Below are 14977 nucleotides of genomic sequence, written 5' to 3'. Positions count from 1 at the left end.
ATGGCCCCCAGGCGGCCAAGAGTTGCAGGCCGCGGCGCTCGGCGGCTAGTCCGTTTGATAACCATAGATTCCTCGTTCCAGGAGTTTGTCGATCCGGTTGCCGAATGAACCGAGACCGGCCAACTCAAGTTGTAGCATGACGCTGGTGCTGCCCGTGTTGTCGGAACTCCGTTTCAGGTGCTGTCCCAGCACGCGCAGACGCCAGCAGCAGCGGCCAAATTCGAGGCCGGCAAAGGCCTCGACGGTTTCGTGGTTGAGTAGCGAATAGAGCCAGCGTCCGACGAGTTTAACCTGCGAACCGATCGGTACCTGAAAAGAGAGATCGGTGTCTTCGTATTGCTCGGCGGCCTGCGTGCCAAGATTGTACCGATAGGCCAGGTTGAGCAGGCGGTTTTCATCGGGGACATAGCGAAGTTGCAGAATCTGTTTCTCCCAGACTTGCTCGGTTTGGTTCGGATTCCACTGGACGCTGGCGAGGGCGGCCCAGTCGGGATGCAGGCGTGCCGCGAGTTCGCCAGCGACCGAGGAACTGAGGTCGGTTTCGACGCTGTCTCCGGTCAGTTGCACCCGCCGGTTGTCGAAGTAATACACCTGACCGATGCTCGCGCGGAACAATTCGTCGCCGGTGCGATTGGCGATGGTACGCGAGGTGAGACCGAGGGTGAGGCGGTTTTCGTCGCCAATGCGGTCATAGCCGGTGAAGCGGTTCGGTCGGAAGAGGCTCGCGAAGCTGAAATTGAGCGCGGTGGTGTCGAAGAGCGGCGTCTCCGACTGGTCCTCGAAAGGCGTCAGGACATAATACAGACGCGGCTCCAGGGTCTGTAGCGCCTGGGTGCCGAGCCAGTTGGTCGTGCGCTCGAAAATGAGCTTGCCGTCGAGGTCGAGACTCGGGATCAGATGCGACGGCCGGTCCGCCAATCCCTCGGTCTGGCCGATGAGATCATAGTCGGTGTAGAACAGACGCGCGCGCGGGATGAGATAGCCGAAGCTGCGCCGCAACGGAATACGCACGGAGGGGATGGCGACCAGACGGCTGCCATGCACCGCCGAGCGATGATCGAAGTAGTCGTATTGACTCTCGAAGCGGTATTCGAGAAGCTGTTTCCAGTGTTTCGGGTCCAGGTTCAGCTCGATGTGCGGTAACTGGCCGTAAGGTCGATCCGCGGGCGCGACGCTGGTGTCGACGGTCTGGAATTCCTGGACCCGTCCGAGCAGGCGCCAGCCGTCTCCGGCATAGGCGAGATCGCCGCGTCGGCTCAGATTGCGGAGGCTGGTGACATCCAGCCGATTGCCGAAATCCTGAAGATACTGGTCGTCGGAAACGGCGGCATAGTCCACGGCGGAGAACCAGCGCGTGCCGAAATGACCCTGCTGTTCGACCCGCAGCGCGCCCCTCGCGCCCTGATCGGGCGCCTTTTGGTCGCTTGGCAGAACCTCGGCGTTGACTTCCAGTTCCTGAAAACTGGCGAGATGGCGTAATTGGGCTCCGAGCATCAGTCCCCGCGTGCTCATGTAGCGGGGGATCAGGGTGGCGTCCAGGTTGGGGGCGATGTTCCAGTAATAGGGCAGGGTGATATCCGTCCCGGTCTCGTCCGATGAGCCGAAGGTCGGGATCAGCAAGCCGCTGCGGCGCCGGCCATCGATGGGAAAAGACAGATAGGGGCTGTAGAGCACCGGGATGTCGGCGATGCGGATGCGCGCATGACGGGCCGTGCCCATGCCGCTCGCCTGGTCGAGTTCGAGTTCGCTGGCCTTGATGGACCAGTCCGCATGGCCGGGCTGGCAGGTGGTGTAAATGATGTCCTGGTAGCGGCTCAACTGTTCCGAGAGCATCCAGGCGCGCGTTGCCTCGCCGCGCAGATTGGCATTGCCCGACACGCGATAGCGGACCTGTTCGATGGTTCCCTGCTTGGTCTCCAGATTGTATTCGGCCCTGTTCCCGGTCAGGCGGAGTCCTGGAAAGTCGAGATAGAGGTCGCCGAATGCCTTGATCTCGCCGCTGCCGTGATGATAAGTGGAGCGATCCGCCTCCAAACGTCGATCGTTCTGGAGTATTTCGACATTCCCCTGTAGCTGGATGAGCGTGGTGTGCTGGTCGCCGTCGACGCGATCCGCCGTCATATCGATCGGCATGGCGTTGGCACTGTCCAATGGGGCCGCGCTGTCGATCCCGCTTGAGCCGGGCCGAGGTCCGCAATAGTCCCAGGTCAGATTGGCATGCAGGCGCCGTTCCTGGCGCTCCACATCTCCGGCGCCGATGGGTTTGTTCGGATCGATGTCGCGGGAGATCGTACCCTCGTGTTCTCCTGTGTCTCGGGGCGGCGGCAGCTGGGCGTCTTCTCCAGCCGGTCCATGCCGACGTAACTCCGTGAAGGATTCATTGGAGCTTGGTCTGTTCGGCAGCAGTTCTGGTGGAGATGGGCGATCCGGCTCGATGGTCGACGGAACGAAAAGGTCGGCGTGCGTCTCCGACACCGACCGCCGTGACGCGTCATCCGCCGCGGCGGTTTGATTCTGTGGGGTTGGAGGCTGAGCGGAGACCGGCGCTACGGCTTCGTGCGGGCCTGATGGCGGTTGGCAGTCATCGCCCGCGCGACGACTGGGTCGATCGGGGCAGGGAGCCGCGCTGGCGGCGCTCGGAACATCCGCGAAGGTTGACGTCGACAGCGCGATGAGAATCGGCAGCGCGGCCGCGCGCACGCCGCACGTAAGATCGGCCATGGTTGGCATCCGTCTAAACCGCGTCCAGCATGGCATACGTAGTTTCTGCAACGGCTCGGTCCCGCCTGAATCGACAGGCTTCGTCACTGACGCGGCTGAATGAACACGAGGCTGAATGAGTGGACGAGTTGGTTTCAACCTGTAACCATGTCATATCCAGGCTCTGCCAGCAATCTTGACATGCGCCAAATCGCGTTCGGCGTGGCATGGATGGCTAGCGCACCGGCCTGGACTCAACGAACCGAACCGGCGTCGCGGTTGACGCAGGTCAGGTTTTTTATTGGTGATCATTGAAACCGCGTCTCGCATGGCGAGCGGTTCGCCCGCGTCTGAGTCGGCGTGTCGCGGAGCGCATGACGGCGGACGTGGTTTAGGTGTCGTGAGTGGTGGATATGTCAGATCGGAATGAGAGGTTGCGAAACTGGCTGGCGACTCAGCTCGATGGTGAGTCATTCGAACTCGCGCCCGCCTCGTCGGATGCGAGCTTTCGGCGCTATTGGCGAGTGAGTCATGCCGGCGGAACCCTGATCGCCATGGATGCGCCACCGGCGTTCGAGGATTGCGGTCGCTTCGCCGATCTCTCCGGGCGCTTTCGCGCCATCGGCATTAATACCCCTGAGATCCACGCGGAAGATCGTGACCAGGGTTTTCTGCTGATCGCCGATCTTGGAGACCGCGTTTATCTGAATCAGCTTGACGCCAACAATGCCGACCGCCTGTATGGCGATGCCCTGGGCGCGCTGGCGGTCATTCAGGCTTGCGGACCGCTCGATGGCCTGCCGCTTTACGATGCCCCGTTTTTGCACCGCGAACTGGATCTGTTTCATGAATGGTTTGTGCGGAAACAGCTTGGCCTGAGTCTCGGCGCAGAGGAGTTGTCGACGCTTGCTCGGGCCAATGCGCTTCTGGTCGCGAGCGCACTGGAGCAGCCGCGGGTCTGCGTGCACCGTGATTTCCACTCCCGTAACCTGATGTTGAGCGACACGGCAAACCCCGGGGTTCTGGATTTTCAGGACGCGGTGATCGGTCCGGTCACCTACGATCCGGTCTCGTTGCTTCGGGATTGTTACATCGCCTGGCCCGCGGAGCGAGTTGCTGACTGGGCGCTGGGCTATTGTCAGCTTGCCATTCAGTCGGGAATCCTGCGCCAGAGTGATGCCGAACGCTTCCCGCGCTGGTTCGACCTCATGGGGATTCAACGGCACCTGAAGGCGTGCGGGATCTTTGCGCGCTTGAATCTCCGCGACGGCAAACCGCACTATCTGGGCGATATTCCCCGAACCCTTGAATATGTGATCGAGGTTACGGGTAAATACGGAGAACTAGACGAGTTTTGCCGATTTCTGTCGGAGCGGGTCTTGCCTCTGACCCTGGAAAACTCGGTCAGTCGCTAGCGGTCAACTTCACGCGCCGTTCTTCGATGACGACGGGGGCTCGAAAAGATCGGCGAGTCCTTCCAGCTCTTCCCACGCAAGCGCCTCATCGGCGTCGTCGTTAGGGTCGCTGTCGCCGGATGGATGGGCTGGTGTTTGCGCACTGTCGACAACTGATTCCGGGGCAGTCTTCTCCGGCTCGGGTGCTGCGAATGGCGTCTCCGCGAGGGTGTCTGCGATCTCGAACTCGTGCTGGTCAGCCTCTTCTTCCGCCCGGACGTCGAAACCGTCCTGGTCCATGTCCATGGCTTCTTCCTCGATCACGATATCCGCGATGGATTTGTCTGGCGGAGCCGCTTGAGGCGGTGCTGACTCGGGCGGTTGGTGGGATCGGCTGAAGGCGGCCGAATATTCCTGCATCAATTCATCCAAGGTCCGTTGCGTGCTTTCCAGTTCCGCGGCGAGTTCGGACTTTTCGCTTTCAAGATGATCGAGTTCGCCCGCCGGCACCAGTCCGCTGGGCGTCAAATTTGTCCAGGGGCTCAGTACCTTGGTCAACTCCGCTGGAATGTCCTTCAGTTTTGCGCCATCGCGCTCCAGATAGAGGCTTAGCATCGCATTGTAAAAGGCTTTCTCGCGCGCGACATACTCGTCGACCCGGGCCGCCAATTCCTCGCCTTCCAACTGATAGTTCGATTGGAACAGGGCTGTCAAGTCATCGCGTCGCGATGTCTCGGTCTTTGCAAGTTTTTCGATCGCCGCGCCGGCATGGGTCTGATCGGAGTGGAGCTGCTGGCGTTGTCGACGCAGCAGGAAAAACAGAATCGCCCAGGCAACCAGAGCGAATTCCACCGCCAGGATGAGGCTACCAAGTTCGAGTGCGCTCATCATGCCGGTTGCCCTGATGTTTGCTTCGCCTTGACGGCAACGATGCTGTTTCTCGATCGATGCAGCCACCACCAGGTGAGTCCCAGTAGCAAGCTCAGGATGGCGTTGCCGACGAGTACGTACACACTAAGCTCGATCCACGAGATCGACTGGCCGGCGACATCCTGCTCGCTGTCGTCGTGTGCAAGCAGAGATGACGCGTCGAACTCGAAGACAAGGTGTTTGGGTTCTGGCTCGATATCGATGGTTTCACCGGTCAGGGTGCGCGCCAGCAGGCGTCCCTGGATCTGATAGTCGCCTGGCATTTTGACCGGAATCGTCAGCACCAGGGGCAAGGTCTTCGTTTTGGGGATATCGATGACCGAATCGTTGCCCTTGGGGCCGCGCATCAGCAGGTAGCCGGACAGACTGCTCGGATCGATCAGGTCGGGTTCGGCGTCCAAGGTCGGGATGAGCGCCGCGGCTGGTGTCGCTTCCGATGGGAGCTGTTGAGCATACCGAATGGTCACGGGCGAACCGACGAGTTTGATCCGCTTCGCCGCTTGGCGCTTGAAGGTGCCCCCATCGAGCGTGACTTGCAATTGATAGACGCCTGGGGCCAACGAAGGCGTTTCCAGGCCGCCTCGATAACGTCCGCTTTCCGGATCGAGTTCAAGGGCGAGTTCGAGCGGTTGCCGATTCTCTCCTGCCTCTTGGAGCGGCGTCTGTTCCGCCCCTTCCTTCTGTGGCGGGATCGTTTCCGCGATGGGCGTCAGCATCGCCTTGGCGGTCAGCAACCGCAGGAGATCGCTGTGCGTGACCGGTTCCTGGTGATCGGTCAGCCAGGCTTCGATGCGGAGGATTTCGCCGTGACGCAGGGCGCTCGGCAGGGGAGTCAGTGCGATCCCGAGATCGGTCACGACCACCACTCGGTTATCCGGATCCTCCACGCCCTGGAGTTGCCATTGTCCGGGTTGGGGTTTGGTCAGAGTCACCAGATCATAGCCGGCCTCGGTACGCCAGATGGTTCCCGCGGGCTGCTGCGTGGCGGAGATCGTTACGCCATCGGGAGAGACCAGGGTTGTCGCTCCTTCGGCGCCGCGGAAGGCAAGCAGGGTGAATTCGGAGACCTGATCGTCGATCTCGAAACGGTTGCCTTCCAGGGGGACCGTCGTTGACGCCGCGGCCTGCTCCATCATGTGCAGAAAGACACGTTGCAGTGTATCCGCGTCCTTGGCGGATTCCAGCCAGCCGTCGGTCTGACTGGTGAGCAGGCGCATGAGTTCGGCATCGACCTCATCCGACAGGGCAATGGCGTGTACCTTGACATGCAATGCCTTCAGGCGTTCGAGCTGGGTGGAGACGATGCGTTCGCGGGACGCCGCGCTTTTGTCCGCCTCCCTGGAGACATCGACCAGACCATCGGTCAAGAGGACGAGATGGCGATCGCTGGCCTCGGTCGCTGCATCCCAGCCGGCGATGGCGGCGGCGATCGCCTGTTCGATGTCGGTGAACAGGCCGCGCGAATGCACGCGTTCGAGACGCGCGCCTGTCCGGGTCTTCCATTTCTGATCGACCTTTCCGGGAGGCGCCAGGATTTCGGGTTTCTCGGCAAACAGCCAAATGCCCGCGCTGGCTCCGTCCGGCAGCAATTCGTTCACCAGTCGTAGCGCCGGAATCCGTAGATTTTGGGGGTCATTGCGTCGCATGCTGCCTGAGACATCGACCAGAATCCGCACCTCCGGCGGCGCGGCGAACACGGTGCCGGCGGTCGCCAGCAGCGCTAGCAAACAGGCCATGAGAAATGGCCGGAGGGGGAGGTGAACAGGAATGTCGCGCATCATGAGATTAGCGGCCGACCGCAGCAAACCTTGAGTGCTGCTGGCCCAGCTTTAGGTCAAGGCAGCCACAATTCGAAACAACCGCCCTTCAGGGTGTGGCCGTTTTTAAGGCATATTTTCCCCATTCGTTCAGGAGTCTTGTGCTGCTGGGCGATGCGGGCGGCAAAATAGATCCCCAGACGCGTCCTGGATGGGTCGCTCGATGGGTCGGTCGAATTCAGCGTCTGCTCGTTTTCATCGGATAGCCATTGCGGGAGTTGGCCTGGGAAGCCTGCACCGTCGTCTTCCACGCGAATCACCAGATAGCCGTCTTGCGAATCGGCACTGAGCAGAATGGTTTGGCGAGCATAGCGTCGCGCGTTGCCGATCGTGCTATCCAGTACGCTCCGAATCAGCTCTGCGTCGAAATAGCCGGTCAGCCCCGGATCGCAGGTGTAACTCAGGTCGAGGCCGAGGGCATTGCAGACGGCCTGACTGTCGGCGATGACCTCTTCGAGGAAATCGTCGAGGTTGTGTTCGGCGATGTGCACCGCAAGCTGTCCATTCCCGAGCTTGTATAGGTTCAACAGTTGAATCAGGTTGCTGTTGGCCCGTTGCGCCTCATGTTGCAACAGGCTGGCCTGCCGTGGATTGGCGAGGTGATTGTCAGGATCGGCAATCAGCTCGTCGAGATTGTTGAGGATCAATCCGAGCGAGTTTTTGATGTCGTGAATGGAAGAGGCAAGAATGTCGGAAAAGTCCATGGTGTCGACCGGAGCTAAACTTTTGGAGCGAGCTTGCGCAGGCGGGAGAGGATGTCGTTCAGCCGCCAGTCGTTCGGAGCGACTGATTGCACCCTCCCGACATAGCGGAGGATGGTTTGGATATCCTCGTTGGCTGAGCCCATTTTTTCCATCTTCATAATGATGGCCTTGGCTGCGTTCAGGTTGATGGTCTTATTGCCAGGCATCTCTTCGGCCGCTTCGCGCAAAAGCTTTATGGCCGCATCGAATTCACCTTGTTTGATCAGTCGGACTCCCGCGTTGTTGGTCTTGACGACGTTGCGCTGGATGTCGCGAATGGCTTTCTCGGCGTCATACTCCACATTGGCTTCGTGGCAAACCCGCACGACTTCCGTGAGGAACTCGTCGTCGTCGTGATTGTTAGCGATGGAGGCTTGCAACAGAGATATGGCCTTTTCCTGTTCGCCCAGTTGGGCATAGGTCTTCACCATGTCGAGAGCGAGTCTGGAGTTCGATATTTCGCTGAATTGGGCCATGACCTGCTCGGCAGTGCGCAGCGCCTCCTGCGCGCCCGTGGAGTCGCCCAGATGCTGTTTCACCGAAGCCGTTGCGGTGGCTTTGTAAAAGGTCGCCTCGGGCATGTCCGGGAACTTCTTATCGATCTCGCCGATAATTTTCAGTGCTTCGACATGTTTCTTGTTCGATGACTTGGATCTCGCCCAACTCGCGAAGAGCGACGGGTGGTTCAAAATCGAGTGTTTGGCCAGCGCCACGGCGTGACCGAATGCGGTTTCCGCCTCCTGGATGTGCCCATTGCTCAGTGCCAGATCGCCGAGTAGCTGTTGGCGTTTGAGTCCGCGCGGCGAGAGCTGGATGGCATTCTGGATAGTCTGTTCGGCGGCGGCGAACTGTTGCTGGGCGGTCTGCGTTTTCGCCAGCCAGTCATAGGCCGCGATCAAGTTGGGATCGAGTGCGATCAACTGCCTGAAGGTTTCCTGGGCCTGGGCATATTCTTTTCCCCAGTAGAGAACCTTGCCCATCCCGAGGCGGGCCCAGACGATTTCCCGCGCGGCCAGCACCTGTTCATAGACTGCCCTGGCCTCGTCATAACGGTTTGCCGTGAGACAGATTTCCGTCTTCAGCTTGAGGAGATCCGCGAGGTTTTTGGGCGAGGAGGCGATCAATTGATCCAGTTCGCCGATGGCGGCGCCATAATCCTTGGACATCAGCGCCTTATTGACCTTGGCGAGGTGGGCCTTGCGTTCGAAGAGCTTGTCGAGACGGTTTTTCAGCAGTTCCTTGGTGAACGGCTTGGCCAGATAACTGTCGGGCGCGTATTCCGCCGCGCTCATGACCATCTCGCGCGTGTTTTCGGCCGTGACCATGATAAAGATGCAGTCGACTCCGATCAGTTGACGATGCCGCGCTTCTTCGAGTACCTGTTGGCCATCCTTGCCGGGCCCCAGGTTGTAGTCGCATAACACGACATCAAACCGCTTTTTCGCCATCTGCGCGATGGCGTCATTCCCATCTCGGGCCTGATCGATCTGATTGACGCCGAGCGAGCGCAGGATACTTCTGATCGCCGCGCGCATATCGCTGAAGTCGTCGATGACCAGGTAATGCTTCTGGGAAAATACATCTGCCATCTTGCTGCGTTCCGCGCGCTCGTCAATCCGCCTGTCCCGACCACCGATTGCCTGGATGCTACCCCTCCCTGTCGGTCGCCATCAAGAAACATCGCGCGCTGGCGGCTGGTTTGTCTCGCGCGCAATGGCGCGGTAGCCAATGTCGCGCCGGCAATAGCCGCCATCCCAGCGCAGGCGATCGACCCCCCGATAGGCCAGCCGCTGCGCCGCCGACACGCTGTCGCCAAGCGCCGTCACGCAGAGTACGCGCCCGCCGTTGGTCAGCACGGCGTCGCCCTCCAGGCGGGTGCCGGCGTGAAAGACTTTGGCCTCGGCAGGCGACACCTCATCCAGTCCGGAAATTATGCGTCCAACCTCATAGCGGTCCGGATAGCCGCCAGCCGCCAACACCACGCCCACGGCGGGGCGCGGATCCCATACGGCCGCCGTCTCGTCGAGCCGGCCCGCGAGCGCGCTCAGACAGAGTTCGACCAGATCCGATTGCAGACGCATCAGTAACGGCTGGGTCTCGGGATCGCCCAGTCGGCAATTGAACTCCAGCACCCTGGGCGTGCCGTCGGCGCCGATCATAAGACCGGCATAGAGGAAGCCCCGATAGCGGATCCCCTCGGCGGCCAGTCCGTCGGCGGTCGGTTGCATGACCTCGCGCAGGATACGCTCGTGGATCTCGGGGGTGACGATCGGCGCCGGCGAATAGGCACCCATGCCACCGGTATTGGGTCCGCGATCACCGTCATCGCGCGCCTTGTGGTCCTGGGATGTCGCCAGCGGTAGGATATCCCCGCCATCGACCATCGCGATGAAACTGGCCTCCTCGCCGGTCAGGAATTCCTCGATCACCACTTGCGCGCCGGCCTGCCCGAAACGGCCGGCATCGAGCATGTCGCGCACCGCGCTCTCGGCGGTCGCTAGATCGGCGGCGATGATGACGCCCTTGCCTGCTGCCAGTCCGTCGGCCTTGACCACGATCGGCGCGCCGACCTGGCGCAGATAGGCCAGCGCGGGTTCCAGCTCGGTAAAGGCGCCATAGGCCGCCGTGGGGATGGCGTGGCGGGCGAGAAAATCCTTGGCGAAGGTCTTCGAGCCTTCGAGCCGAGCGGCCTCCCTGCTCGGTCCGAAGCAGGGCAGGCCGGCGGCCTCGAAGGCGTCGACAATGCCGGCGACCAGCGGTGCCTCGGGGCCGACGATGGTCAGTCCAATCGCCTGCTCGGTGGCGAAACGCAGCAGGGCTGGGATGTCGTCAGCAGTGATCGACACGTTCTCCACGCCGGGTTCGCGGGCGGTTCCGCCGTTGCCGGGCGCGACGAAGATCCGGTCCGCCAGGGTTGACTGCGCGACTTTCCAGGCCAGCGCGTGTTCGCGTCCGCCGTTGCCGACGATCAGAATGTTCATGGTTGCTCTCATGCGATTTCAGGGGTTAGCTCGACATCCCGGTAGAGATCGGCCAGCGGCAGGCGGAGGTTCCAGTCAGGGAGATCGATGCCTCCATCCATCCCGTTCGCCTCGCTCAACACCCAGCGATCCGGTTCGGAAGCGCGCGTGAACAGCTCGGCGTGGGGGCGCTCCTGATCGAGCAGAAAATAGTAACGTAGCTCCGGAATGCCCCGGTAATGCTCGAATTTAAGCAAACGAAATCAGACCGCGCCGGCTGGACTGGATGAATTGCACGATCTGTTCGGTTTCCGGTCCGGGGAACTCGTGTTCGGCGCGGACCAGCGCCTCGGCCAACCGCAGACCGGAGCGAAAGACCAGACGATAGACCTCCTTGATTCGTTTGCGCTGTTCCTGGCTGAAACCGTTGCGTCTGAGCCCAACGACATTGAGTCCAAGGATTCTGGCGCGATGACCGTCGGCCAGGGCGAAGGGCGGAACGTCCTGAGCCACTCCGGTGACACCGGCCACCATGGCATAGGAGCCGATGCGGCAGAATTGATGCACGGCGACCTGACCGGACAGAAAGACGCGATCGCCGACCTCGACGTGTCCGGCCAGCGTGGCCGTGTTGGCGAAGATGTTGCGGTTCCCAACGACGCAGTCATGGCCCGCGTGCGAAAAAGTCATCCAATAATTGTCATCGCCGATGCGCGTCCCTTCCTCAGACTTGATGCCGCAACTGATGTTGACCCCTTCCTTGAAGTGATTGCGGTCGCCGATGACGAGCGGACGGGCCTTGTCGGGCGTGTAACTGAGATCCTGCGGTTCGGATCCGAGTGTCGCGCCATGACAGACGCGGTTCTCCGCGCCCATGCGGGTGTTGGCATAGATGCGCACGCAGCTTTCGAGACGGCAACCCTCGCCGATCACAGCCCCGGACTCGACGATCGAATAGGGACCGACCGTCACGGATTCATGCAGGCGGGCGCCATCCTCGATGATGGCCGTCGGATGGATTCTCATTGAACCACACCCTCCGTGACCCGCTGGCCCCGAGCGCTGGAGCGGTCTTGCGCCCGCCAATGAAGGTCCGCGCTGGCGCGGTTCAAAAAATGAAGTTGATCAATCATTCAAACCGCGTCAGTGACGACCTGTATTGGTGTGGATGAAGCTGGAATGCATGCGCAAAGCCGCGCATGCCAGACCGGACGCGGTTTCAATGCCTGAAATGCCGCATCCCGGTGAAGACCATGGCCATGCCGTGCTCGTTGGCCGCGGCGATGACCTCCTCGTCGCGCATCGAGCCGCCGGGCTGGATGACGGCGGTGATGCCCGCCTCGGCGGCTTGGTCGATGCCATCGCGGAAGGGGAAGAAGGCGTCGGATGCCATGACCGCGCCGGCCACCGCGAGCCCGGCCTGCTCGGCCTTGATGCGGGCGATCCGCGCCGAATTGACCCGGCTCATCTGCCCGGCACCCACGCCGACGGTCATCCGTTCGCGTCCATAGACGATGGCGTTGGACTTGACGAACTTGGCCACGCGCCAGGTAAAGAGCAGGTCACCCAGTTCCTGGTCCGTGGGCGCGCGGCTGGAGACGGTCCGCACGTTTTCGGTCAGGCGCAGATCCGCATCCTGCACCAGCAGTCCGCCATTGACGCGCTTGAAATCCAGCCGATGTAAAGACTCCGCGTTCCAGTCGCCGCATTCGAGCAGCCTTACATTCTGCTTGGCCGCAACCGCCGTGCGGGCGTCCGCCGAGAGGCGCGGGGCGACGATGACCTCGACGAACTGACGCTCGACGATGGCGCGCGCGGTCTCGCCGTCGAGTTCGCCATTGAAGGCGATGATGCCGCCGAAAGCGGATTCGGGGTCGGTCCGATAGGCGCGGTTGTAAGCTTCCAGCAGGTTTGCCCCGAAGGCCACGCCGCAGGGATTGGCATGCTTGACGATCACGCAGGCGGGCGCCTCGTCGAACTGCTTGACGCACTCCAGCGCGGCATCCGTATCGCCGATGTTGTTATAGGAAAGTTCCTTGCCCTGGATCTGTCGGGCGGTGGCGATCCCCGCCTCGACCACCTCGTGCTCGACATAGAAGGCCGCGTTCTGATGCGGGTTCTCGCCATAGCGCATCGACTGCTGGCGCTTGAATTGCAGGCTCAGGGTGCGCGGGAAAGTGGCGTCCGCGTCGGTCGCGGTCAGCGTGCCGAGATAATTGGCGATGGCGCCATCGTAGCGGGCGGTATGCTCGAAGACCTTGACCGCCAGATCGAAGCGGGTCGCGTCGCTCACCCCGCCGGTCTCCGCGATCTCGGCCAGTACCCGCGCATAATCGGCGGCATCCACGACCACGGTCACGCTGGCATGATTCTTCGCGGCGGCGCGCAACAGGGTCGGACCGCCGATGTCGATGTTCTCGATGGCAGTCGCCAGATCGCAGTCCGGATTCGCGACCGTCCGCTCGAAGGGATAGAGGTTGACCACGACCAGATCGATGGGCTTGATCTCGTTCTCGCGCATCACCCGCTCGTCGATGCCGCGCCGCCCCAGAATCCCGCCATGGATGCGCGGATGCAGCGTCTTCACGCGCCCGTCCATCATTTCCGGAAAGCCGGTGTAGTCCGAGACCTCGATGACGGGGATGGCCTGCTCGATGAGCAGTCGCGAGGTTCCGCCGGTGGAAAGGATTTCCACGCCACGAGCGGCCAATGCCCGGGCAAAGTCGACCAGGCCGGTCTTGTCGGAAACGCTGATCAGGGCACGATGAATGGGTTGCATTTGGGAGGTCCGGGTTTGGGGTTACTTTTAAAGTTCCATTCAGCGTTCGATGCCGTAGTCGCTGAGTCGCTTGCGCAGCGTGCTGCGCGTCATGCCGAGCATTCTGGAGGCGTGGCTCAGATTGCCGTCGGTATGGTTCAGGACGGTCTCGAAGAGCGGCCGTTCGACCTCTTCCATGACCAGACCATAAAGTCCGGTGATCTCGTGATCCGCCATGTTGTCGAGGTAAAACCGCAGGGCGCTCCGAACGCACAGGCTCAGGGGGTCCGTGCGATCCGTCTCCACCACCCGCAGCCCCGCCGACTGCGGTGGTTCCGATGCGTGTTGCGCAGCCGCTGTCTTCATGCTGCTTCGTTCTCCGTGTCGGGGCATTGGTCGAAAAACGCGAGCACCCTGGACAACTGGTCCGTCGGGGTCTCCGTTCGATTGATGTCTTCTCTAAAGCCCGCCGCGCCGGGCAGGTGCCGGCAATACCAGGCGATATGCTTGCGAGCGATGCGGACCCCGTGGGAACCATAAAACATGTACAGCTCTTCGAGGTGCGCGCTCAGAATGTCCTTGATCCAGTCTTTTGGTGGGATCCCGGATGGTGCATGGATCCCGTCACTTGCGGGCGCGTCGGGCGCGTCGGGCGCGAGGCCGGCGGCGATGTCGCGGAAGATCCATGGGCGTCCCTGGGCCGCGCGTCCGATCATAATAGCATCGGCGCCGGTGTAGTCCAGAATTCGTCTGGCCTGTTCGGCGGTGGCGATGTCGCCATTGGCGATCAGCGGCAGAGCGACCGACTCCCGGATGGCGCGGATGGTGTCGTATTCGGCGGGGACGCCATAGTGACAGGCGCGCGTACGGCCATGCACGGTCAACGCGGCGATCCCGGCCTCGCGGGCGATGCGGGCGATCTGGAGCGCGTTGCGGTTCTCGGGCGACCAACCGGTGCGGATCTTGAGCGTCACCGGCGCGTCGACGGCGGCGACCACTGCGTCCAGAATCCGTCCCACCAGGATCTCGTCGCGTAGCAGGGCGGAGCCGGCGGCGACCTTGCAGACCTTTTTCGCTGGGCAGCCCATGTTGATGTCGATGATGTGCGCACCCAGTCCCAGGTTGACCTTCGCAGCCTCGGCCATCTCGGCTGGGTTGGAACCGACGATCTGCGCCGCGATCGGTCCTTGCTCGCCGCGATAATCGAGTCGACGGAGCGATTTGCGGCTGCCCCAGAGCGCGGTGTTGGCGGCGACCATCTCGGCGACCGCCAGCCCCGCGCCAAGTCGCCGGCAGAGGGTGCGAAAGGGGCGGTCGGTAATCCCCGCCATGGGCGCCAGAATCAGATTGTTGGCGAACTGGTAAGGGCCGATGGCGAAGGGGCGTCGCGGGAGGCGAGGATTTTGCGGCAGGGACGATCGATCGTTCATACTCTCCAAGAATAGACCGCGTCAGCGAAGGCGGTCGGCAAGGCTAACAGGTCAGCCGATCCCGGGACAACGGCGTATCCCTGAACGTGGCTGTCATCCTAACCCATCTTTAACATAACCCATTGATAAACACCCCCAGATGGCATCTAACCATCTGATCTTTATGTACACGCCGGCCGAAAATCGCAATGTAGTGCCAAGTTATTCAATAGTGGAAGAGTAAAACCGGTGCCGGGTGTCGTAGA

12 protein-coding genes are annotated in these 14977 nt (G+C 61.6%); 1 reads left to right on the top strand and 11 read right to left on the bottom strand.

Annotated features, from left to right (window positions below; all coding sequences use genetic code 11):
• Nucleotides 1-45: 45 nt before the first annotated feature.
• Nucleotides 46-2721: an LPS-assembly protein LptD gene (locus tag CCR95_RS11215; protein WP_242523188.1), complete on the bottom strand. Its 2676-nt coding sequence runs from the start codon at nucleotides 2719-2721 to the stop codon at nucleotides 46-48.
• A 392-nt stretch (nucleotides 2722-3113) separates the two neighbouring features.
• Between CCR95_RS11215 and CCR95_RS11210 the strand changes: the two genes are divergently transcribed.
• The gene (locus CCR95_RS11210) at nucleotides 3114-4115 is read left to right on the top strand and encodes an aminoglycoside phosphotransferase family protein (RefSeq protein ID WP_201094351.1); all 1002 of its coding nucleotides are present in this window, start codon (nucleotides 3114-3116) and stop codon (nucleotides 4113-4115) included.
• A gap of 9 nt (nucleotides 4116-4124) precedes the next feature.
• Here CCR95_RS11210 and CCR95_RS11205 read toward each other — a convergent pair whose 3' ends face one another.
• The 10 genes from CCR95_RS11205 to dusB form a co-directional block, all read right to left on the bottom strand.
• Nucleotides 4125-4985, bottom strand: a complete 861-nt coding sequence (locus tag CCR95_RS11205) for a hypothetical protein (RefSeq protein ID WP_201094349.1) — start codon at nucleotides 4983-4985, stop codon at nucleotides 4125-4127.
• Nucleotides 4982-6760, bottom strand: coding sequence for a VWA domain-containing protein (locus tag CCR95_RS11200; protein WP_207188592.1), 1779 nt, complete (start codon nucleotides 6758-6760; stop codon nucleotides 4982-4984). The genes CCR95_RS11205 and CCR95_RS11200 overlap by 4 nt, the downstream gene beginning before the upstream one ends.
• Nucleotides 6761-6858: 98 nt before the next feature.
• Nucleotides 6859-7545 carry a sensor histidine kinase gene (locus CCR95_RS11195; RefSeq protein WP_201094347.1) on the bottom strand — a complete coding sequence of 229 codons (687 nt, stop codon included), beginning with the start codon at nucleotides 7543-7545 and terminating at the stop codon, nucleotides 6859-6861.
• A 14-nt stretch (nucleotides 7546-7559) separates the two neighbouring features.
• The gene (locus tag CCR95_RS11190; protein ID WP_201094345.1) at nucleotides 7560-9173 is read right to left on the bottom strand and encodes a tetratricopeptide repeat-containing response regulator; all 1614 of its coding nucleotides are present in this window, start codon (nucleotides 9171-9173) and stop codon (nucleotides 7560-7562) included.
• Between the two features lie 81 nt (nucleotides 9174-9254).
• Nucleotides 9255-10565: a phosphoribosylamine--glycine ligase gene (gene purD, locus CCR95_RS11185; protein WP_201094343.1), complete on the bottom strand. Its 1311-nt coding sequence runs from the start codon at nucleotides 10563-10565 to the stop codon at nucleotides 9255-9257.
• 8 nt (nucleotides 10566-10573) lie between these two features.
• Entirely contained in the window at nucleotides 10574-10801 is a 228-nt protein-coding gene (locus tag CCR95_RS11180) for a hypothetical protein (RefSeq protein ID WP_201094341.1), read from the bottom strand.
• On the bottom strand, nucleotides 10794-11570 hold the full coding sequence (gene lpxA / locus CCR95_RS11175) for an acyl-ACP--UDP-N-acetylglucosamine O-acyltransferase (RefSeq protein WP_201094339.1): 777 nt from the start codon (nucleotides 11568-11570) through the stop codon (nucleotides 10794-10796). The genes CCR95_RS11180 and lpxA overlap by 8 nt, the downstream gene beginning before the upstream one ends.
• A 193-nt stretch (nucleotides 11571-11763) precedes the next feature.
• Nucleotides 11764-13323, bottom strand: a complete 1560-nt coding sequence (gene purH, locus CCR95_RS11170; protein WP_201094336.1) for a bifunctional phosphoribosylaminoimidazolecarboxamide formyltransferase/IMP cyclohydrolase — start codon at nucleotides 13321-13323, stop codon at nucleotides 11764-11766.
• Between the two features lie 39 nt (nucleotides 13324-13362).
• Nucleotides 13363-13668, bottom strand: a complete 306-nt coding sequence (locus tag CCR95_RS11165) for a helix-turn-helix domain-containing protein (RefSeq protein ID WP_201094334.1) — start codon at nucleotides 13666-13668, stop codon at nucleotides 13363-13365.
• Entirely contained in the window at nucleotides 13665-14732 is a 1068-nt protein-coding gene (dusB, locus tag CCR95_RS11160) for a tRNA dihydrouridine synthase DusB (protein WP_201094332.1), read from the bottom strand. Before dusB ends, CCR95_RS11165 begins: the two co-directional genes overlap by 4 nt.
• Nucleotides 14733-14977 lie beyond the last annotated feature (245 nt).

The organism is Thiocystis minor (assembly GCF_016653465.1).
Taxonomy (GTDB): Bacteria; Pseudomonadota; Gammaproteobacteria; order Chromatiales; family Chromatiaceae; genus Chromatium; species Chromatium minus.
The sequence above is the reverse complement of the archived record's forward strand: the minus strand, read 5'-3'. Positions and strand labels throughout refer to the sequence as shown.

Coding starts and splice junctions, on each gene's coding strand:
- CCR95_RS11195 (WP_201094347.1), bottom strand. CDS start 7,545: ATGGACTTTTCCGACATTCTTGCCTCTTCCATTCACGACATCAAAAAC.
- CCR95_RS11210 (WP_201094351.1), top strand. CDS start 3,114: ATGTCAGATCGGAATGAGAGGTTGCGAAACTGGCTGGCGACTCAGCTC.
- CCR95_RS11190 (WP_201094345.1), bottom strand. CDS start 9,173: ATGGCAGATGTATTTTCCCAGAAGCATTACCTGGTCATCGACGACTTC.
- CCR95_RS11205 (WP_201094349.1), bottom strand. CDS start 4,985: ATGATGAGCGCACTCGAACTTGGTAGCCTCATCCTGGCGGTGGAATTC.
- CCR95_RS11215 (WP_242523188.1), bottom strand. CDS start 2,721: ATGGCCGATCTTACGTGCGGCGTGCGCGCGGCCGCGCTGCCGATTCTC.
- dusB (WP_201094332.1), bottom strand. CDS start 14,732: ATGAACGATCGATCGTCCCTGCCGCAAAATCCTCGCCTCCCGCGACGC.
- purD (WP_201094343.1), bottom strand. CDS start 10,565: ATGAACATTCTGATCGTCGGCAACGGCGGACGCGAACACGCGCTGGCC.
- lpxA (WP_201094339.1), bottom strand. CDS start 11,570: ATGAGAATCCATCCGACGGCCATCATCGAGGATGGCGCCCGCCTGCAT.
- CCR95_RS11165 (WP_201094334.1), bottom strand. CDS start 13,668: ATGAAGACAGCGGCTGCGCAACACGCATCGGAACCACCGCAGTCGGCG.
- purH (WP_201094336.1), bottom strand. CDS start 13,323: ATGCAACCCATTCATCGTGCCCTGATCAGCGTTTCCGACAAGACCGGC.
- CCR95_RS11200 (WP_207188592.1), bottom strand. CDS start 6,760: ATGGCCTGTTTGCTAGCGCTGCTGGCGACCGCCGGCACCGTGTTCGCC.